Genomic DNA, 18,888 nt, shown 5'->3' on the forward strand with positions numbered 1-18,888 from the left:
GTTGATGGTGTGCCATGACGCCTGAGCGGGGGTGACACCGCTCAGGCGTCGGCGGTATGGGAGGCTAGGCCGGTGCCTGTGACCCTCCGTCCTCTGGACGCCGAACACTTCCCTGCCTGGCTCGAACGTAGTCGAGCCGAGTACGCCAAGGAGCTCGTTGCTCTGGGGCAGACGTCCGAGGACGCCTACCGGCAGGCGGACGAGACCATGGCGCACTCCTTTCCGTCCGGGACACCGACCCCGGATCACGCGGTCTTCGACGTGGTCGACGATGCCGGGGTAGCCGTCGGCTACCTCTGGATCGGACCGGACAGGAGTGACGACGCCGGTGCCTGGTGGGTCTGGGACATTGCGATCGACGCCGACAAGCGTGGTCGGGGCCTGGGCCGAATGGCCATGCTCCTCGGCGAGGAATACGCCCGGGCGCGGGGCGCTCATACTCTGGGTCTCAGCGTCGCCGGGTTCAACACCGGCGCACATGGCCTTTACCAGTCGCTCGGCTACGAGACGACCTCGGTGAAGATGCGCAAGAAACTCGGCTGAGCCTCAGGCGACGTTTGCCCTGCCGACGACGGCGCGTAGGCGCCGGTCGTCGATGTGACGGTTCCGCCAGATGATGTAGCGGCGGATCATGCTGCCCTGTTCCTTGTGGGTGGCGTGGTCGGTGCCGTCGAGGGTGAAGTAGCGCAGGGCGGTGAACTGGGCCTCGATGCGGTTGAGCCAGGAGGAGTTCGTCGGCGTGTAGGCGATTTCGACGTTGTTCGCGGTGGCCCAGTCGCCGACGCGCTGGCACGTCCTCGTGGTCAGGTGTGGGGAGAAGTTGTCACAGACGATCGCAATCCGTATCGACGGCAGGTAGAGGGTGCGCAGGTAGCGGCAGAACTCCAGGAACTGGGTGCGTTTCTTGACGGGCTTGATGTGACCGTAGAGCTGGTCCCGGTTCAGGTCCAAGGCGGCAAAGAGGTGACGCACGCCGCCGTAGCGGTTGTAGGTGGCCCGGCGCCTGCGGCGTGGCTCACGGTCGGGGTCCTTGTGCTTGCCGCCGCGTTCGGCCCACTGCCGGCCGGGGTGCGGCATGAGGTTGAGCGGGCCGAACTCGTCCACGCAGAAGATGACGTCGGGCTCGCCCTCCTCGGGTATGACCTCGCCGTCGGCGATCGCGTAGAGGTGCTCGACCCTCGCCTTCTTGGTCGCGTAGTCGGGGTCGCGGGAGGTCTTCCAGGTCTTCAGGCGTTGAAAGGAGACGCCTTCCTCGCGGAGCAGGATGCGCAGGCCCTCGTGGCTGATGTCGTCGACCACCCCCTCGGCGACCAGGAAGTCCGCCAGCTTGGTCAGACTCCAGGTAGAAAAGGGCAGGTCGTGCTCGGCCGGCTTGGACTTCGCGATCTTCTTGATCTCACGCCGCTCGGGCAACGTGAACGTCTTCGGCCGCCCGCCCTTGTACTTCGGATACAGCGAGTCGAAGCCGTCGGCGTTGAAGTTGTGGATCACATCCCGGACCCGGTCCGCGCTGGTGAACGACACCTCGGCGATCCTCGCCACGGGCATGCCCTGCGCGGACAGCAAGACCATCTGGGCCCGTCGCCAAGTCACCACCGATCCGCTGCCCCGACGGATGATCCGCAGCAGCCGCTGACCCTCGTCATCATCGATCTCGCGTACGCGAACTCGTTCCGCCACCCACACACGGTGACCGCCGCCCGTCATCCGGCGAAGAACCCCGGGCGGCGCGTCACATCACAACAGGGCAAACGTTGACTGACACGGCACTAGCTCCTGAAAGGTGATCTTGATAGAGGCAACGCACTCCCCGGCGACGCGGGTAGATCTGGGATTCGCGCGGTTGCGCGCGGACCGGGAGCGGCTGGACCGCATCGACCGCTACATGCGTGGGGAGCACGACGGCCCGTATACGCCCCGCACGGCGACGGAGGAGTACAAGCTGCTGGCCAAGCGGGCAGTGTCCAACTGGCTTCCGTTGCTGGTGAAGACCCCGTCTCAGGCCATGGCCGTGGACGGGTACCGGCGGAGCACGGACGGGGCCGACGGTCCGGGGTTGTCGGAGGAGACTCCGGCGGAGTGGCGTGTCTGGCAGGACCAGCGCATGGACTCCCGCCAGACCCCGGTTCACCGGGCCGCGTTGACCTACGGCCAGTCGTTCGTCACGGTCCTGCCGGACCCTGCGAACCCAGAGCGGCCGGTGATTCGGGGGGTGTCCCCGCGGCTGCTGTACGCGTCGTACGACGACCCGGCCGCCGACGCGCTCCCGCTGTGGGCGCTCCAAGTGGAGACCGTCCCCGACGGGGAGGGCGTGGAGACACGAGCCTGGCTGTACGACGCCACCCACGTGCACGACTTCTACGTCGGGGGCAAAGCCGGGCCCCGGCTCCTGGACTCCCGGCCGCACGGCTTCACCGTCTGTCCGGTGGTCCGGTTCGCACCGGACCTCGACCTGGAGGGCCGGGTGACGGGCGTGGTGGAGCCGATGATCCCGATTCAGGACCGGGTCAATCAGACGCTGTTTGACCTGCTGGTGGCCCAGACGTTCGGATCGTTCAAGGTGCGGACGATCTCCGGTATGGCACCGGAGTTCCGGCGGGACTCGGATACCGGGGAAATTCTGTACGACCGGAACGGGCGCCCCGAGGTGGTGCCGATCCAGGCGGATGCCTCCCGGTTCCTGGTGGCCCCGGACGCGGACACGCGCTTCTCACAGCTGGACGAGACTCCGTTGTCGGGGTTCTTGGACTCTATCGAGCTGGCGACGAAGCACATGGCCGCCCTGTCCCAGCTTCCTCCCATGTACCTGGGTGTTGGGTCGCTGACGAACTTGTCGGCGGAGGCCATGGCGTCCACCGAGATGGCGCTGTCCCGCGCCGTGGGCGAGTTCCAGCACTCCCTTGGGGAGTCCTGGGAACAGGTGCTGGCTCTGTGCGCCACGGTGATGGGCGTGGAGCCCGATTCCCGGGCCGAAGTCCTGTGGAAGGACGCGGAAAGCCGCTCCCTCTCCCAGACCGTGGACGCGCTGGGCAAGGCGGTGCAGATGCTCCAGGTTCCGCCCCGCGCGATGTGGTCGCGCATCCCCGGCGTGACGGCCCGGGACGTGGAGGAGTGGGCGCAGATCCAGGAGGCCGACGACCCCGGCCTGAGGATGGCGGACCGTATGGCCTCCGCCGTGGTGGCCGCCGAGCCGGCCGGGGCCCGCGTTGCGTAGGGCGACCGCCGCCCTGGTGGAGGAGCATTGGCAGGCGCAGGAGCGTATCGGCGCGAATGTTGCTGCCCATGCGCTGGCCCAGTGGTCGCGGGTGAATCCGCACTCTCTGGAGGCGAGCGGTTCGGCATGGCTGGCCTGGATGCTGGCGTTGATCCGCCGTGAACGGCGACGCTCACGCGATCAGGCAGCAGCGTTTTACCGCCTCTACCGGGCCCTGGAGACCGGGTATACCGTCCCGTCCCTGTCCGGGGAGTACGTCGGTGAGACCACGACCCTGGGGGAACTACGGGAGGACTGGGCGGACCAGACGGACACGATCCGCCTGCCGGAGCCGGACGACGGCGAGGAAATCACGCTGGACGGGTTCGACTGGCCGGAGGAGCCGGAGGAGTCCCACGACCGGGCGGCCGTGGCGTCTTTGGTGTCCCAGGGGCCGGCCAAGGTCCGTCAGCACCTGGACCAGGTCGACGACGACCAAGACCGGGGCCGGCTAGACGACGGCGGGTTCCTCCAGGAACTGGAGGACGCGGTGGACACTGCCGGCCGGTCCTCCGCCGGGGCGGCCGACCGCGAGGCGCTTAGGGCCGGTCGGGACCTGATCGACCAGGCGTCGAAGCGGGACCGGCGGGTCGTCGGCTGGGCCAGGATCACCGACGGCAACCCGTGCGCGTTCTGCGCGATGCTCGCCAGTCGGGGCGCCATCTACACGTCCCAGGCCACGGCGGCCGGAGGCGGCCGGCGCAAGCCCAAAGACTCCCCGGACGGTCGGGTCCGCGCGAACCGGCGGCCTCCGGTCGCCCGGGAAGACCTGACCCGCTACCACAACGGGTGCCACTGCCAGACGGTCCCCATCTACTCCCGCAATGCCTTCATGACGCCCCAGGCCCGCGACTTCGACCGCCAATGGCAGGAAGTCACCCGCGGCATGACCGGCGCGGAGGCCCGGCGGGCCTGGCGTCGCCACATCGAATCATCACGAAGCTGAGAGAGGTTCCTGCATGGAGACCACCCCCACCCCCGCCGAGCCGGCCGAGACTCCGGCCGACGTCGAACAGGTCCCGACCGACGGGACGAACGGTCCGGAAGAGCCGGCGCAGTCGGAGGAGCAGGGCGACGGCCAGGAGCTGGACGCCGACGCCCTCCGCGCGGAGCTGAAGGCCGCACGGGCGGAAGCAGCGAAGTACCGCACCACGGCACAAGAGACGGCGGACGCCCTGAAGGCGGCCAAGACTCCGGAGGAGTTCCAGGCCGTGGCCGACCAGGTCACGGAGCTGGAGACGGAACTGCACCGGGAGCGTCTGGCCCGCCGCTACCACCTGCCGGACGCCCTGGCCGTCCGGATCACCGGGGCCGACGACGACGCCCGCGAGGCGGACGCCAAGGCCCTGGCAGAGCTGTTCCACAACCGGGCCGACGGCATGGGCCGTGGCGGCCTCGATCCGTCGGTCACGCCGGCCCCCCGCGATCCGGGAGAGCTGGCAGCCAGCATCCCGCGCGCCCGCCGGTAGGCGGCACCAAGCAGCACCAAATCCAAGGGTTCATGTCCAACGCCCTTGGCCGTGCTGCGTGCTGGCTCGGGGGCCGTTCTGAGCGGAGCACATGGCAAACGCATTTCTGAAGTCGGAGACCATCGCGGCCACGGCCCTGGGGCTCCTGGAACGAGAGCTGGTCCTGTCCAACCTGGTCTGGTCGAACGCCGGGTTCGACTTCACCGGTGCCAAGGCCGACTCGGTCACGGTCCGGATTCCGGCGCAGCTCAACGCCCGTGAGTATGACTGGCGCAGCGACCGCAGTTCGGACATTGTCCTGGACGAGCTGGCGGAGGACTCCATCACCGTCCAGCTCAACAAGGACATCTACTCGGCCGTGGCGATCACGGACGAGGAACTGACCCTGGACATCAAGGACTTTGGTTCCCAGGTGCTCCAGCCGCAGGTCAACGCCGTGGCCAAGGCCATTGACGCGGGCGTGGCGAACCTGATCGAGACCGCGACGTACAGCGTTCCGGCGATCACCATCGATGAGAAGGACCCGTTCCCGGCCTTCATCGACGCCCGCGCGGCCCTCAACAAGAACGAGGTGCCCACCAACGACCGGACGCTCCTGATCGGCTCGGACGTGGAAACCGCGCTGCTGAAGTCGGGGCGCCTGAACGACGTGTCCAAGTCCGGTTCGGACTCGGCACTGCGACAGGCCATGGTCGGCAACCTGGCCGGCTTCAACCTGGTGACCTCCAACGCGATCAACCCCCGTGCCGCGTACGCGTTCGTTCCGTCCGCGTTCGTCCTGGCCACCCGGGCCCCGGCCATCCCGGCCGGTGTCATCAGCGGCTCCAGCCAGTCCTACAACGGCCTGGGCATGCGGTGGGTGCGCGACTACGACGCGGCCAAGCTGCGGGACCGCTCCATCGTGAACATGTACGCCGGGTTCAACGTCATGACGGACCCGGTGGGCGCAGGCAAGAACCCGCCCAAGAAGCTGGTGCGCGCGGTGAAGCTGGACATGCCCACCGCGTCGAAGCCCCCGGCCGACAAGTAGGGGCCGCATGAAACCCCTGGCAGACACAGCGGCCCTCGAACAGCGTCTGGGCCGTGAGCTGGTCGGGGAGGAACGAGCCCAGGCGGAGGCGGCTCTAGCGGACGCCTCCGCCCTGGTGCGGGCGTACGGGGATGCCTGGCCCGACCCGGCCAAGGCCCCGGCCGTCGCAGTGGCCATCACGCTGGCGGCTGCGGAGCGGCGAGTCCGCAACCCGGAGGGGTACCGGTCGGAGCTGCAAGGTGCCTACCAGTATCAGCTTTCCGCATCGCTCCCGGTCGGGGTCGGTCTGACCGACGGCGAGGCGCGGATGCTCCGTGCGGCCGTCGGCGCGTCCGGGGTGTTTGCGGTGCCCGTGGAGTCCCTGGGGGGTGCGCTGTGAGCCTGCTGGACTCCGGTCCGGACCGGGTCACGGTCTACCCCACGGTGGAGGTCGACGACGGGTACGGCGGCACCAAGCCGGGCCCCGGCACCCCGGTGACGCTCCGGGCCCGGGTCCTTCCGGCGATCACGGACGAGAGCGGAGAGGCCGGCTACCTGACCGGCACCGAGTACCGCGTGTACGCCCGGTCGCTGCCGGCCGGGCCCTGGTCCCGCGTCGAGTGGGCCGGGGAGGTCTGGGCCGTGGTCGGTGAGCCCCAGCGGTTCGGCGGGGGCCGGCGCCTGGCCCATGACGTGGCGACAATACGGAAACGAGGGTGAGCCCATGGCGACGGTGAAGCCCAACACGGACAGCGTCGTGGCGCACCTGCGCGGCGTCCGGGACGCGGTCGCCGACGAGCTGGACCACCGGGCCGACCGGGTCCGGGCCGTCGTCGAGGCGCACCGGCATACCGGGGCCTTGGCCGCTCACACGAAGGTGCGCACCCGCCGTACGGACTCCACCGTGGTCATGGAAGACCCGGCGGTGTTCGCCATTAACTACGGCCATCTCGCGCCGAACGGCCGTTGGGTGCCCGGCATTCACGCGATCGAGGCGGGGCTATGAGACCCGTGCTTCCTGATGTGGACGCCCTGGTGGTCGACGCACTCCGGACTGGCCTGAGCGGTGCCACGGTGCGCGTGGTCTGGCCGGAGGACTGGGCCGACCGGCTTCCGCTGGTGGTGGCCCGCCGGGTACCGGGCGGCTCCTCCAATCCCCTGGGGGTCGACGTGGCCCTTATCGACGTGCAGTGCGCGGCCCCCGACCGGCGCGACGCCTCCCGCCTGGCCCGCACGGCCCGGGTCGCGCTGGCGGAGGCGTGCAGAGATCAATTCCGCGGTGCCGACGGCTACCTGAGCCGGTTCGAGGACGTGTCGGGGCCGGCGGAGATCCGCGTGGGCGAACCAGCGGCCGGGCCGGACCTGTTCCGGTTCCAGGCCACCTACCGCGTGACCGCGCGCCCCATCTGACCTACCCCTGGAGAACAGTTTGGCTCTGATCGACAACGCCGCCATCGTCCCGGCCGGCGGCTACATCTTCATCGCGGACCCGGACACCGAGAAGCCGGCCGACCTGTCCGACCCGACCAAGCCGGGTGGGCTCTGGGAGAACGTCGGGCACACCAAGCTTGACTCCCTTCCGGAGTTCGGTCGGGACGGTGACGACCCGGAGATCAAGGGGAGTTGGCAAAACGCCAAGTTGCGCGCGACGACTCCGGACGTGACGTACTCCGTCACGTTCCAGTCCATCCAGGCCACGGCCCTGACCTATCAGCTGTACTTCGGTGCGGGCCCGGCGGCTGTCCAGGCGGACAAGTCGTTCCGTATCCCGGCCACGCCGACGCCGCAGACCAAGGCGCTGTTGGTGGTCCTGGTGGACGGCACCAACTACCTGCCGCTGTACCACCCGCGCGTCTCTCTCCTGGGCTCTGACGCGGTGGGCATGTCGTCGGACGACTTCGTGTCGTTCCCGGTCAAGGGAACTTTCCTGGGGTCGTCGAAGCTGGGCGGCGCCGTCGGCGAGTGGGCCCAGGTCGCGGCTCCGACGCCTCCGCCCCCGCCGCACAGCGGCGACTAGCGAACCCGGCTGAGCGGTTCGTCACCTCTTCCCCTGGCCGGTTCCTCCGGGCGGAAGACCTCTTTCCCTGGGACCGCACGACACGAACTGTGGGGACAACCCTTGGCACTTTCTTGCGCGGACATGATGGCGGAAGCGGCGGCGGAGTACGAGGCTCTGCCGCTGGAGACGCGGGCCGGTGACACGGTCCAGCTCCGCAACATCCTCATGCTGCCCAGCGACGGCCTGACGGCCGCCCGCGCCATCCTGGCGCGCTTCGGTGAGACCGGGGCGGAGGAGCTGGAGGAGCTGGTGCCGAAGATCCGTGACCTTCTCCTCCTGGTGGCCGACAATCCGGCCGCACTGGCGGCGGAGATGGAGGACTGGCCGCTGGCCGTGTTCGTCCGCACCGTCGGTGAGTGGCAGGCGGAGACCCAGGTGGGGGAAGCTCCGCGCTCGGACAGCTAGTCGATCAGGGCCACGGCGGGGCACTGCGGGCGGACCTCCAGCGGTTTTACGGTCTGGACTTGGCCGACGTGTGGAGAGGCGCCCTTACGCCCCGCCGGGCCTGGCAGCTCACCGAGCATCTGCCCCCGGATTCCGCCCTGGCCGCATCGCTGGCCGGCGGTCCCGAACATCGTGGCTGGACGGTGCAAACGCACCTGCTGGCCGCCCTGTTGGACGCCGTGCGCTTCGCCGACGCCAACAACGTCCGCGTCTCTGGCGGGCGACTCAAGCGGGACCCGGTTCCCGTTCCCGTTCCACAGGTCAAGGCGGACAAGCACGAGCGGCCACGCCTTGACCTGTCCAGACACCCCTTGGCCAAGCCCATTGCACCAGGGGGTAAGTCATGGCCGGCCCCGGAGGCCGCGAGGTAGGGCGCCTTTCGATCCGTGTCCTCCCCGACACGTCGAACTTCGCCACCAGTCTCCAGCGGTACCTAGACCGCATCGAGCGGCGAGCCCGCGTCCAAGTGCAGGCCGTCCCGGACCTGGAAGGTTTCCGCGAACGCCTGAACGCCAAGCTGGCGCGGGTCCGTGCACGGGTCCGTGTGACCGTGGACCCGGACTTGTCGGAGTTCCGTTCCCGGCTTCGTGAACGTCTCCAGGGCGCGAACGCGGGCCTCGGGGTCAAGCTGGAGGTTTCCGAACGGGAGATAGCCCGGCTGCGCCGGGAGCTGGCGCGCATCCGGCCCCCGATGACGGTCCCGGCCCGCGTCGAGGCGGACCGGGACCGGCTGGCCACACTGGCCCGGGACGTGTCCCACGTCGGAGACAGCTCCGGCGGCGCCGGCCGCAAGGTGCTGTCCCTGCTCGGGACGCTGGGCAAGCTGTCCACGGCCGCCTCCAGCATCCCGGCGGTGGCGGGTCTGTCGTCCGCCATCGCGTCCATGGCCCCCGCGGCCGGGGTGGCCGCTCCGGCCGTCCTGGCGCTGGCATCGGCCGGCGTGGCTTTGAAGGTCGGCATGTCCGGGGTCTCCGACGCCCTGTCGGGCGACGCGGAGGCCATGGAGAAACTGGCCCCGGCCGCCAGGGACTTCGTCAGCCAGACCAAGGCTCTGGGGCCGGCCTGGGACAAGGTGAAACGTTCCGTCCAAGGCAACCTGTTCCGCGGCTTGGGTGACACCCTGACGCGGACCGCGAACTCCGTCCTGCCTGTCCTGCGGACGGAGCTGTCCGCGACCGCCTCCGCCCTGAACGCCATGGGCAAGGACACGCTGGTCGCGGCTCGCACGCTGGCCCAGGACGGCGCGCTGGGCCAGGCCCTTCAGGGGGCGACCCGGGGCCTTCAGAACCTGCGCGGCCTTCCCGCAACAGTCCTCCAGGGTCTGGTCCAGCTCGGCGCCGCAGCGGCTCCGACGTGGGAGCGGATGACCGCCTCCATGGGCCAGGGCCTGGACCGCCTCCGGGCCAAGATGGACCGGTCGTTTGCGTCGGGCGCCATGCAAGAGTCCATCGAGGCCGCTGTAGGCGTGGCCCGCCAGTTCGGCGGCGTCCTGGCCAATGTCGGTCGGGCCCTGGGCAACGTCCTGGGGGCGGCGGCCCAAGCCGGCGGCGGAGCCCTCCAGGTCCTCTCGGAGCTGGCAGCCACGGCCGCCAAGGTCACCGCGACACCGGAGGCCCAGGAGACGTTCCGCGCGCTGTTCGAGACCGTTTCGGCGGTCGGCCGGGCCGTCTCGACGATCTTGGGCGGTGCGCTGAAGGCGGCCATGCCGCTGTTGAACACGCTGGTCACGACCCTGGCCGGGCCGATGCAGAGCGCGGCCGGCACCCTGGCCCCGGTCTTCGTTCAACTGGCCCAGAGCTTGGGGGCTGGACTTGCCCCGGTGGTCAAGGTGGTGGCCCAGGCCCTGGCGGCGATTCTGCCGATTGCGGCGGAACTCGTCTCACAACTGGCCGGTGCTCTTGGCCCCGTCCTGGAAACCGTCGGCAAACTGGTCGGCCAGATCGCGTCCGCGCTGCTCACGGCCCTAAAGCCAATCCTGGACCAGCTCCCGACCATCCTGGGGCCGATTCTGTCGGTGATTGGGGAACTGGCGCCGATTCTCGGTGACCTGGTGGGCCAGTTGATCACTGCCCTGGCTCCCGCCCTGGCGACGATCGGCAAAGCACTCGGGGAACTCCTGGTCGCCTGCGCCCCGTTGATCACCGCCCTGGGCACGTTGCTGGCCGATGCGTTGAAGGCCCTCGTGCCTGTCATCACGCCGGTGATCACGCTGGTGGGCAAGGTCGCCGGCGTCCTGGCGGAGCTGGCGTCGAAGTACATCACCACCATCGTGGTCCCGGCGGTCAAGGCCATCGCGGCGTTGCTGCGCGGCGACTTCTCCGGCGCCTTGGACGCGGCCAAGGCCGCCCTTTCCGGTCTCGGCAAGTTCTTCGGGGCCATCTTTTCCAAGATCGGCTCCGTCGTTCTGTCCGGCGTTTCCGCCGTGGTCGGATACTTCGCTGACCTGGCGTCGCGGGCGTGGGACCAGGTCAAGACCATGGGCTCCAACGTGGCGGACGCGGCGCGGTCGGCCATGTCGTCCATGGGCGACAAGATTTCCAGCGGGATCGGTTCGGCTGTCGGGTTCCTCCGCACCCTTCCCGGACGGGCCCGCGATGCGCTGGGCAACTTGGGCTCCACGCTCTGGGACGCCGGAGCGTCCCTGATCCGCGGGTTCATCAACGGCATCTCGTCCATGATCTCCAGCCTGAAGAACAAGCTGGGCAGCATCACCAACATGCTGCCGGACTGGAAGGGGCCGGCGGAGCTGGACGCCCGCATCCTGACCCCGAACGGCCGGCTGTTGCTGAAGGGCTTCATGCAGGGCATCGAGGACCAGGTCCCAGCGCTCAAACGTCAACTTGGCGGCATCACGGCCGACATGCCGGCCATGGTCGGCCGGCCGGTACTGGCCCAGGTCGAACAGACCCGGCCCGGCCCGTCGAGGGACCGCGCGTCGGCCGCAATCAACATTGATCACTTTCACGCCGGCGACATGCAGCCTGCCCAGGTCGCGCGTGAACTGGACTGGCTCATGAAGGCGAGGGGGTGACGTGCCACAACTACTGAACACCCCGGGGGACCAGGTCACCCAGGACGGGCAGATCCAATACGGCGGTCTGCTCATGGGAGAGACCACGGAGTACGTGGGCGAGCAACTGACAGGGTGGGACGATCTCCCCGACCTGGACATGGCCACCGTGCTCCGCCCGACCCAACACGGCGGATGGCCCGGCCACCTCCTGGCCGGCACCCGCACCCTCCAGTTCGACTTCATGATCCTGCCGGACACTGTGGAGCGCTTCCCCGCGCTCCTAGCCGAACTCCGCCGGGCGACCGCCCCGACCCAGCGGGAACAAGACCTGGTAGTTCAACTCGCCGGAGCACGACGGCTGATGCGGGGGCGGGTGACCCGGCGGGCCCTGCCGGCAGACCGCCGATACACCCGCGGGGAGCCGTACGGGTCGGTGGTGTGGGAGTGCTCCGACCCCCGCCGGTACGAGACCCAGGAGAACCGCGTCACCTGCGGGCTACCAGCCCCGGAACCCGGCCTGGACTGGACGGACGGCGGCCTGGACTACCCCCTGGAGTGGGGCGTCACAGGGTCCACCGGCACCCTCGCGGCGCCCAACCTCGGCGAGGCCCCGGCGCATCCGATTGTCGAGTTCCGGGGCCCAGTGGTCCGTCCCTCCCTGCTCCAGCTCCACACCGGACGCCGCCTGGAGTACGACATCACCCTCACGGCGTCCGATGTCCTGCGCGTCGACTGCGCCGAGGGGACAGCCGTCCTCAACGACACCGCGTCACGGCTCTACACCGTGACCGCCCGCAGCGCCCCGGAGCAAACGTTCACGTTCGACCCCGGGGTCTCCGTCCTGGCCTTCCGGGCGGCGCCCGGTACCTACGACCCCCTGGCGTCCGTCACCGCGCGGTGGCGGTCGGCTTTCTGGTGAGAGGCAACATTGACTGTACGTAGTGGCTGGCTGGTCAACCGGGATGCCCCGGGCGGCGGACAGACCCGGGCGGACACCCGACTGGTGCCCGTCGGCACCTGGACCCCGAACGCCGAACTCACCTCGCGCGGCGGCGTCGTCCCCGGCGGGAACCCGTTCGCCCTGACCTCGGCCGGCGCGATGCAATGCACCATCGGCACCGGCCGCGCCGTGATCAGCGGCAGTTCCGTACAGGGGGCGTACCCGGTGGCGGTGACGGAGCCGGAGACGCTGACGATCGCGGACGGAGACGCGCAGTATCCGCGGAAGGACGCTGTCTTCCTGCGGGTCTATGACTCCGCCTACGACGGGTCGGACCAGTCCACGGCCGCGCTGATCGTTGCGCAGGGCACGCCGTCCGCCCACCCGGAGGCGCCCGTGGCCTCCGGGACGGCAGAGAAGCTGTACGAGATCACGGTGCCGCCGGGCACGTCCGCCGGTACGGGCGGTATCGACTGGGCCACCGCCGTCTCCGACCGTCGCCGGACCACCGTGTCCCTGGGCGGTATCCAGGCCGGTGGCTGGGGCCTGGGATACAGCGGCGCCTACCCCGGCCAGTACCGGGACAACGGCCGTGGCCTGGAGCGCTGGGACGGCAACGGCTGGCGCAGCGTGGCAGAACGCCATTACGTCGCCGTCCGCAAGGACGATGCCTACAACCTTGCGGCGAACCGCTACACCCCGGTCCGGTGGAGCGGCACGGACGCGCGCACCGACGCAACGATGTGGACGCCGACGAACCCCACCCGTCTGGTCGCGCCCGTCGGCGGCCTCTACACCGTCTACGCCCAACAGACGTGGCCCGGCGGGGCCGAACAGGCCCGCGTCATGGTCACCAAGAACGGTGGCGTCCGGGAGTGGCACATGTCGTTCGTCGCCCGGTCCAACGGTGGGCAAGGGCATGCCTCGTCCCTTCCCGTTGTGCTCCAGGCCGGTGACTTCGTAGAGGTGAGCCTCTACACGGCGGCTGCCCTGGACCAAGTTCCCGGGCGGTACAGCATCGCCGCGCTGCGGTGGGAGGGCCCGGCGTGACCACCACCAACTCCCGCGCGGTGGATACGTATCAGCGTTGGGCGGAGCTGGAGGCGGCGGAGACCTACGGGACGGATTACCGCCTGGATATCCGTCCTACGTCCTCCCGCGTCGCCCACCTGGCCATCCACGGTGGCGGCATCGAGGCCGGCACCACGGAACTGGCCTCTGCTGTCGCCAGTGCGACCGGCGGCCAGTTCTACTCCATGGTGGGCCTGAAGAGTGCCGACAACCGTTCGTTGCACCTGACTTCGACGCGCTACGACGAGCCCCAGGCCCTGGCCCTTCAGGCCCGGGTGCCCTACACCGTGAGCTACCACGGCCTGGCCGGTACGGCTCCGATCACACACCTGGGCGGGGCAGACACGGAGTCCGCGGCCCGCATCGGCCGGGCCCTGGAGGCCGCCGGGTTCGCGGTGGAGTACGGCACGGCGGAAGACGTCAACGGCGATGACCCCGACAACGTCACCAACCGCAACACCCGCCGTGCAGGCGTTCAGTTGGAAATCACTAGGACCCAGCGGGCAGCCTGGTTCCCCGACGGAGACCTCTCGCGCACCATGCGGGAGTCCGGCCGGCGCACCGAGGAGTTCTACCGGTACGTGGAGACCATCCGGTCCGTGGTCGCGCCGCTCGATGGCGGGGCAGTGCCGGATGACGGACTGGACTGGGGCCAGACGGAACCGGACCTCCCCCTGGCCGGCTACCGGTTCCTGTTCACCGACCTGCGCACGGACCAGCTCTTGGACGTGCTCCCCGTCCAACAGGTCGCCTTCGACGACTACATAGGCAAGACCGGAACACTGCGGGGAACTCTCGCGGTGCCGGATGAAGCGACGGCCGCGCGGATCAAGGCGGCCGTGCAGCCCGGTCGGACGGCGCTGTGGGTGGAGCGCGGCCGGGATCTGTGGTGGGGCGGCATCGTCTGGACGGCCACGCCGGCCGTCGACGACCGGGGCTCGGTGAGTGTTGCCCTTCAGGCGGCCACGTTCGACTCCTACTGGGACCACCGGGAGATCCGGGACACCCTGGAGGCCCGGCAGTTGGACCAGTTCGACATTGCCCGGTCCCTGGCGGCGTACGCGGCCGGCAAGGCCGGCGGGGACATCGGCATCCAGATCGACTACGCCGGCACGTCCGGCGTCAAGCGGGACCGGACCTACTCCCGGTACGACGCAACCCCGGTACGGGAAGCCCTGGACCGCCTGGCGGCCGTCGAGAACGGCTTTGAGTGGCGCATCCAGGTCTACCGCGAGACGGAGACCGGCGAACGCGTCAAACGGCTTCAGCTTGGCTATCCGAAGATCCAGGCCGGGTCCGTGCCGGTGATGCTGACCTACCCGGGCAACGTCCTGGCCTACTCCTGGCCGCAGGACGCCACCGGCATGGCCAACACCTGGCAGAGCCGGGGAGCGACAGGCAACCAGAACCAGGCTGAAGAGTCTCACCCGCTCATGTCCACCGAGTGGTCCTACCCCGAGAAGTTGAAGGAAGGGTGGCCCCGTCTGGACGGGCACAGCGACTACAACAGCGTGGAGAAGCTGACCACGTTGGACGAGCACGCCAAGGCAGATCTGGCCCGCGCCAGAGAGTCAGTGGTGATCCCGTCCGTGCGGGTCCGCCTGGACGGAGAAGTAACGCCCGCGCTCCTCGGCGCGACCGTCCGGCTCCGCATCCGCGACACATGGTTCTCCGGTGGCCTGGACGCCACTTTCCGGGTGGTGGGCCTGAGCGTCACCCCTGATCAGCGCGGCCAACAGGAGTCCGCGGAGATGTACTTGGAGGCGGCCTAGTGGCGATCGTCCCGCAGGACCTGACCGACCGTATCCGGCGTCTGGAGGCGCAAGTACGGATGCTGACCACGGCCGCCAACCGGCGGCCAGCCATGAATCAAGTTGTCCACGGTGACGTGAAGATCGGGGAGGGCGGCAGCCTCTCGGTTCGGCAACCCGGCGGCGCGGAGACCTTCCGTGCGGGCGAGGTAGGCCCGATCGCGGGGGAACACGCGCTAGTGGTTCGACGCCGGGACGGTAGCGAGGCGTTTTCGGTGTGGAACGGCACCCCGACGGGGCAGGCCCAGGCCGTCCGCATCAAGGACGCCCAAGGGAACGAAATCGTCTCGGAGGACGTGGTGGGTGGCGGGCTGGCCCGCCCACATCTGCCCGTCGTGATGAGCCCGGCGCAGGCGGTTGACTGGCCTTCCACCGAGGCCACCGACTGGACGGACCTCCAAGTGGCCTGGCCGGAGGCCCAACACCCGCGCATGGAGGTTTTCGCGCAGGCCACCGCCAACGGCCCCGGCGGGGACTTCCGCATCACCGTGGACGGCCAGACCGTGGCCTCCGGCCCCGTCGGCAAACCCATCCAGGCCGCATTCAAGATCCCTGGCTATCGGTTCGGGGCGCATCCGGAGATCAAGTTGCAGGCCCGCGCCAAGGCCAACTCGGTTGTGTGGGCCTGCGTGCAGCGCCTGTACGGCGTCGCGTCCTGACCCACCCACGTTCACACGGCCCCGTCGGCCACTACCGGCGGGGCCTTTCCACGCACGACAGAAGGAGGATGGCTTGGCGCAGGCCGCAGACGTGATCCGCATAGCGCGCGGAGAGATCGGCTACCGCGAGGGATTCAGCGGAGGCCACTGGAATAACCACCAGCGCTACAGCCCGGCCGTGCCGGGCCTGGAGTGGTCCCAGAACCAAGCATGGTGCGCCACGTTCGTCTCCTGGTGCGCCAGGCAGGCAGGCGCCGGGTCCCTGTTCCCCGTGACCGCGTCGGTGTGGACGGCCTACAACTGGTTCCGCTCCCGGGGTCGGTACTCCGCGTACCCGGCCATCGGTGCCCAGGTGATCTACGGCCGGTCAGCGAACTCGCACACCGGCATCGTGGTGGCGTACGACGCGAACACGATCACCACCGTGGAAGGCAATACCTCCGTGACCGGGTCGGCAGAGGGGGACGGCGTCTACCTCAAGCGCCGCAATCGCCGGGACGCCTACGTCCACGGGTACGGCCTGCCGCAGTACGCGGAGGGCGTAACCACCGCGGACCCGGCCCTGAAGGGGAAGCGCGGGTTCGTCTACAAGACTGCCGCCTCCGGTCCGGCCTCCAGCGGGTCCCACGCCGGTTCGGGCACGGGCAAGACGGTGGTGGTGAAGGCCGGCCAGACCCTGGGCAAGATCGCCGCCTCCGCCGGTGTCTCCCTGGCCGCGCTCCTGGCGATCAATCCCCAGGTGAAGAATCCGGACGTGATCCACCCGGGCGACAGGATCACCGTTCCGGAGAAGGGCACCCAGCCTCCGGCCAAGGCCAAGCCGGTGGTGTCCCTGGCCCATATCCGCGCGGCGGCCGTCCGCGACCCGGACCGGGGCCCGGGCGGCACCACCTATCCCTCCGACGTGCGCCCCGTGGAGTCGGCACTGCATGCAGAGGGCCTGTTGGACTCCAAGTGGTGCGACGGGTCGTTCGGGTCCATGACCCGCATCGCGTACGCGAACTGGCAGCAGCGGACCGGCGTCGGCGGACCGCCGGACGGCATCCCCGGAATCGCCTCGCTCCGCCTCCTGGGCAATAAGCACGGGTTCACCGTGGAGGGGTAAGCGGTGAACGACCGGGACGAAGTGGGCGCCGTGGTGATCGGGGCCCGCGAAATCTATGACGAGCTGGTGGCGCTCCGGGGCGACGTGCGGGGCCTGACCCAGACCCATGAAGCCGTCAGCCAGACCCTGGCCGACCATGAAAGCCGGCTGCGGGGCCTGGAGCGCTGGCGCTACGCCCTGCCCCTGGCCGCAGTCACCTCCCTGGGCACGCTGATCGCGGCCCTGGTCAAGGCCGCCGGGTCGTAACGGCCCCCAGCGCATTCGGGCACATCACGCCCCCTCGCGCTGGAGGACTTATGCCCCGCCCGCACATTGCCCTCGTTGGAAAGGCCAGGTCCGGGAAAGACACCGTGGCCAGCATGCTGGTGCGCCACGGTGCCTACACCCGGCTGGCGTTCGCCGACGAGCTAAAAGCGGCCCTCGCCCGCCTGAACCCCCTTGTCCTCTCCTGCTGCTACGAGGAACACCGCCTGCGGGACGCGCTGGAGGCCCACGGTGGGTGGGAGGGCGCCAAGGCCCTGCCCGAGGTGCGGCGGCTCCTCCAGAAGTACGGCCAGGCCATCCGCGACCGCGACCCCGATTTTTGGGTCCGTCCGGTCTTGGCGCAGGTCCGCCACGGCAGCGAATGGCACATGCCGTGCGTCGTGGCGGACGCCCGCTACGCCAACGAGCTGGACGCGCTCCGCGCGGAGGGCGCCGTGGTCGTCCGCGTGGAGCGACCCGGCGCCGGCCTGGACGGCGACGCCGGCAAACACAACTCAGAAACGGAGCTGGACGGCATCACGCCGGACCACGTGCTCCACAACACCGGGACGCTGTCCGAACTCCGCGACAACGTCCGCGCATTGTTCGACAAGTTGGGAGAGACATGTTCGACCTGATCCGCCAGGCCATCCGGGACAACCCCGTCCGGGTCCGTACGGCCCTGGGCGCGCTCCTGGTCCTGGTGGGCCACTACATCCCCGCCGTGGCCGACGTGGCCGTCAACGACCAGGCCATGAACGCGATCACGTTCCTGGTGATCCTGTTCCTGGGCGAGGGCGCGTCGCGGAAGGTGGCGGCGAAGTACAACCCGGCGACGCTGCCGGAGGAGTCGGTGGGCGACGGCACCGGCCGATAGCGCAGGGCAGGGGCCCGGACGGACAGTGTTCCGTCCGGGCCCTTTGCCGTGGTCACGGGCCCCAGCGGATTCCGCCGTAAGCGACTGAGAGCGGCCCCTGGCGGGCCGGAGAGCGAGCGGAGAGACCCGTGGCAGCACTGAACACCATCAGCAGGTCCGGGAGCCGGTTCTACGTCGACCCGGAGACCGGTGCCAAGGCACCCGGCGTGACGTCCGTCCTGTCCATGCTCCCGAAGGGATTCCTTCAGTATTGGGCGGCCAAGGAAGTGGCCACGGCAGCCGTGGACAACGTCGGCTCCCTGGTGGGTCTGGCGATGAACGACCGGGCCGGCGCCGTCGACTATCTGAAGGGGGCGCCCCGGCGCGTGGTGAAGGCGGCGGCCGACACCGGGTCGGCGGCCCACGATGTGTTCGAGCGCCTGGCCCGTGGGGAGGACGTGGCGCGGGTCCACCCGGATCTCCGCCGCTACGCGGACCACTTCCGGGAGTTCCTGGACGCCATCCAGCCGGAGTTCCTGTTCCTGGAAGACGCGGTCTGGAGCGACGAGCACAACTATGCCGGGTCGTTCGACGCCATCGCGCGGATTGGCGGGGAAACCGTCGTTCTGGACTGGAAGACCACCAGGAGCGGCGTGCATGAGGAGGTGGCGTTGCAGCTCGCCGCGTACGCGAACGCGGACCGCATCGTCCGGGCCGACACCGGGGAGTCCGTCCCGCTCCCTGCCATCGACGCGGCGGCCGTCCTCCACGTTCGTCCGGAGGGCTGGAAGCTGGTCCCCGTCCGGCACAGCCAGGAGCTGTTCCAGACCTTCCTTCATCTGCGGGCGGTGTTCGACTGGGAGCGGGAGGCCAAGCGCGGGGTGATCGGCCGGCCGGTGGCCTCCGGCGGGGAAGCGGAGACCGGCACCCAGCGGCGCGCGGCGTAGGCCGACCGG

23 protein-coding genes are annotated in these 18,888 nt (G+C 69.6%); 22 read left to right on the forward strand and 1 reads right to left on the reverse strand.

Annotated elements, in window-relative coordinates; all coding sequences use genetic code 11:
* Nucleotides 1–78 precede the first annotated feature (78 nt).
* Complete coding sequence (locus SNOUR_RS32265) at nucleotides 79–543, forward strand: GNAT family N-acetyltransferase (protein ID WP_312634171.1); 465 nt, start codon at nucleotides 79–81, stop codon at nucleotides 541–543.
* Nucleotides 544–546: 3 nt separating this feature from the next.
* Here the strand turns inward: SNOUR_RS32265 and SNOUR_RS32270 are convergent, their stop codons facing one another.
* Entirely contained in the window at nucleotides 547–1,680 is a 1,134-nt protein-coding gene (locus SNOUR_RS32270) for an IS630 family transposase (protein ID WP_312634173.1), read from the reverse strand.
* Between the two features lie 103 nt (nucleotides 1,681–1,783).
* On the opposite strand from SNOUR_RS32270, the gene SNOUR_RS32275 reads away from it, so the two are divergent.
* The 21 genes from SNOUR_RS32275 to SNOUR_RS32375 all read left to right on the forward strand — a co-directional run bounded on the left by SNOUR_RS32275 (nucleotide 1,784) and on the right by SNOUR_RS32375 (nucleotide 18,879).
* Entirely contained in the window at nucleotides 1,784–3,214 is a 1,431-nt protein-coding gene (locus SNOUR_RS32275) for a phage portal protein (RefSeq protein ID WP_376738554.1), read from the forward strand.
* A gap of 91 nt (nucleotides 3,215–3,305) precedes the next feature.
* Entirely contained in the window at nucleotides 3,306–4,199 is an 894-nt protein-coding gene (locus SNOUR_RS32280; protein ID WP_312634175.1) for a VG15 protein, read from the forward strand.
* 13 nt (nucleotides 4,200–4,212) lie between these two features.
* On the forward strand, nucleotides 4,213–4,722 hold the full coding sequence (locus tag SNOUR_RS32285; RefSeq protein ID WP_067354074.1) for a hypothetical protein: 510 nt from the start codon (nucleotides 4,213–4,215) through the stop codon (nucleotides 4,720–4,722).
* Between the two features lie 91 nt (nucleotides 4,723–4,813).
* Nucleotides 4,814–5,752 carry a phage major capsid protein gene (locus SNOUR_RS32290; protein ID WP_067354076.1) on the forward strand — a complete coding sequence of 313 codons (939 nt, stop codon included), beginning with the start codon at nucleotides 4,814–4,816 and terminating at the stop codon, nucleotides 5,750–5,752.
* Nucleotides 5,753–5,759: 7 nt separating this feature from the next.
* Complete coding sequence (locus tag SNOUR_RS32295) at nucleotides 5,760–6,131, forward strand: Gp19/Gp15/Gp42 family protein (RefSeq protein ID WP_067354079.1); 372 nt, start codon at nucleotides 5,760–5,762, stop codon at nucleotides 6,129–6,131.
* Complete coding sequence (locus tag SNOUR_RS32300) at nucleotides 6,128–6,451, forward strand: hypothetical protein (RefSeq protein WP_067354081.1); 324 nt, start codon at nucleotides 6,128–6,130, stop codon at nucleotides 6,449–6,451. The genes SNOUR_RS32295 and SNOUR_RS32300 overlap by 4 nt, the downstream gene beginning before the upstream one ends.
* Before the next feature lie 4 nt (nucleotides 6,452–6,455).
* Entirely contained in the window at nucleotides 6,456–6,737 is a 282-nt protein-coding gene (locus SNOUR_RS32305) for a DUF5403 family protein (protein ID WP_067354084.1), read from the forward strand.
* Nucleotides 6,734–7,141 (forward strand): phage tail termination protein, encoded by a 408-nt coding sequence (locus tag SNOUR_RS32310; protein WP_067354086.1) that lies wholly within the window; start codon nucleotides 6,734–6,736, stop codon nucleotides 7,139–7,141. Before SNOUR_RS32305 ends, SNOUR_RS32310 begins: the two co-directional genes overlap by 4 nt.
* A 19-nt stretch (nucleotides 7,142–7,160) precedes the next feature.
* On the forward strand, nucleotides 7,161–7,748 hold the full coding sequence (locus SNOUR_RS32315; protein ID WP_067354089.1) for a phage tail tube protein: 588 nt from the start codon (nucleotides 7,161–7,163) through the stop codon (nucleotides 7,746–7,748).
* Between the two features lie 123 nt (nucleotides 7,749–7,871).
* Nucleotides 7,872–8,195, forward strand: coding sequence for a phage tail assembly protein (locus tag SNOUR_RS32320; protein WP_067354091.1), 324 nt, complete (start codon nucleotides 7,872–7,874; stop codon nucleotides 8,193–8,195).
* Between the two features lie 59 nt (nucleotides 8,196–8,254).
* The gene (locus SNOUR_RS46470; RefSeq protein ID WP_159425945.1) at nucleotides 8,255–8,605 is read left to right on the forward strand and encodes a hypothetical protein; all 351 of its coding nucleotides are present in this window, start codon (nucleotides 8,255–8,257) and stop codon (nucleotides 8,603–8,605) included.
* A 173-nt stretch (nucleotides 8,606–8,778) separates the two neighbouring features.
* The gene (locus SNOUR_RS32330; RefSeq protein WP_312634176.1) at nucleotides 8,779–11,265 is read left to right on the forward strand and encodes a phage tail protein; all 2,487 of its coding nucleotides are present in this window, start codon (nucleotides 8,779–8,781) and stop codon (nucleotides 11,263–11,265) included.
* Nucleotide 11,266: 1 nt separating this feature from the next.
* Complete coding sequence (locus SNOUR_RS32335; RefSeq protein WP_067354100.1) at nucleotides 11,267–12,166, forward strand: phage distal tail protein; 900 nt, start codon at nucleotides 11,267–11,269, stop codon at nucleotides 12,164–12,166.
* 9 nt (nucleotides 12,167–12,175) lie between these two features.
* Nucleotides 12,176–13,237: a hypothetical protein gene (locus SNOUR_RS32340; RefSeq protein ID WP_067354102.1), complete on the forward strand. Its 1,062-nt coding sequence runs from the start codon at nucleotides 12,176–12,178 to the stop codon at nucleotides 13,235–13,237.
* Nucleotides 13,234–15,030 (forward strand): poly-gamma-glutamate hydrolase family protein, encoded by a 1,797-nt coding sequence (locus tag SNOUR_RS43490; protein WP_159425946.1) that lies wholly within the window; start codon nucleotides 13,234–13,236, stop codon nucleotides 15,028–15,030. The genes SNOUR_RS32340 and SNOUR_RS43490 overlap by 4 nt, the downstream gene beginning before the upstream one ends.
* The gene (locus SNOUR_RS32350; protein WP_067354105.1) at nucleotides 15,030–15,728 is read left to right on the forward strand and encodes a hypothetical protein; all 699 of its coding nucleotides are present in this window, start codon (nucleotides 15,030–15,032) and stop codon (nucleotides 15,726–15,728) included. Before SNOUR_RS43490 ends, SNOUR_RS32350 begins: the two co-directional genes overlap by 1 nt.
* Nucleotides 15,729–15,801: 73 nt before the next feature.
* Nucleotides 15,802–16,833, forward strand: coding sequence for a LysM peptidoglycan-binding domain-containing protein (locus tag SNOUR_RS32355; protein WP_067354108.1), 1,032 nt, complete (start codon nucleotides 15,802–15,804; stop codon nucleotides 16,831–16,833).
* A 3-nt stretch (nucleotides 16,834–16,836) separates the two neighbouring features.
* Complete coding sequence (locus SNOUR_RS32360) at nucleotides 16,837–17,079, forward strand: hypothetical protein (RefSeq protein WP_067354110.1); 243 nt, start codon at nucleotides 16,837–16,839, stop codon at nucleotides 17,077–17,079.
* Nucleotides 17,080–17,192: 113 nt separating this feature from the next.
* Nucleotides 17,193–17,714, forward strand: a complete 522-nt coding sequence (locus SNOUR_RS32365) for a deoxynucleotide monophosphate kinase family protein (protein WP_312634177.1) — start codon at nucleotides 17,193–17,195, stop codon at nucleotides 17,712–17,714.
* Entirely contained in the window at nucleotides 17,702–17,953 is a 252-nt protein-coding gene (locus SNOUR_RS32370; RefSeq protein WP_067354116.1) for a hypothetical protein, read from the forward strand. The genes SNOUR_RS32365 and SNOUR_RS32370 overlap by 13 nt, the downstream gene beginning before the upstream one ends.
* Nucleotides 17,954–18,081: 128 nt before the next feature.
* Nucleotides 18,082–18,879 carry a PD-(D/E)XK nuclease family protein gene (locus SNOUR_RS32375; protein ID WP_067354118.1) on the forward strand — a complete coding sequence of 266 codons (798 nt, stop codon included), beginning with the start codon at nucleotides 18,082–18,084 and terminating at the stop codon, nucleotides 18,877–18,879.
* The last annotated feature ends 9 nt before the right edge of the window (nucleotides 18,880–18,888 follow it).

The organism is Streptomyces noursei ATCC 11455, from assembly GCF_001704275.1.
Classification (GTDB): Bacteria; Actinomycetota; Actinomycetes; order Streptomycetales; family Streptomycetaceae; genus Streptomyces; species Streptomyces noursei.

Bases quoted from the DNA above. Each gene is read 5' to 3' on its own strand.
- SNOUR_RS32365 (WP_312634177.1), top strand. From the start codon at position 17,193: ATGCTGGTGCGCCACGGTGCCTACACCCGGCTGGCGTTCGCCGACGAG.
- SNOUR_RS32290 (WP_067354076.1), top strand. From the start codon at position 4,814: ATGGCAAACGCATTTCTGAAGTCGGAGACCATCGCGGCCACGGCCCTG.
- SNOUR_RS32370 (WP_067354116.1), top strand. From the start codon at position 17,702: ATGTTCGACCTGATCCGCCAGGCCATCCGGGACAACCCCGTCCGGGTC.
- SNOUR_RS32305 (WP_067354084.1), top strand. From the start codon at position 6,456: ATGGCGACGGTGAAGCCCAACACGGACAGCGTCGTGGCGCACCTGCGC.
- SNOUR_RS32310 (WP_067354086.1), top strand. From the start codon at position 6,734: ATGAGACCCGTGCTTCCTGATGTGGACGCCCTGGTGGTCGACGCACTC.
- SNOUR_RS32295 (WP_067354079.1), top strand. From the start codon at position 5,760: ATGAAACCCCTGGCAGACACAGCGGCCCTCGAACAGCGTCTGGGCCGT.
- SNOUR_RS32320 (WP_067354091.1), top strand. From the start codon at position 7,872: ATGATGGCGGAAGCGGCGGCGGAGTACGAGGCTCTGCCGCTGGAGACG.
- SNOUR_RS32285 (WP_067354074.1), top strand. From the start codon at position 4,213: ATGGAGACCACCCCCACCCCCGCCGAGCCGGCCGAGACTCCGGCCGAC.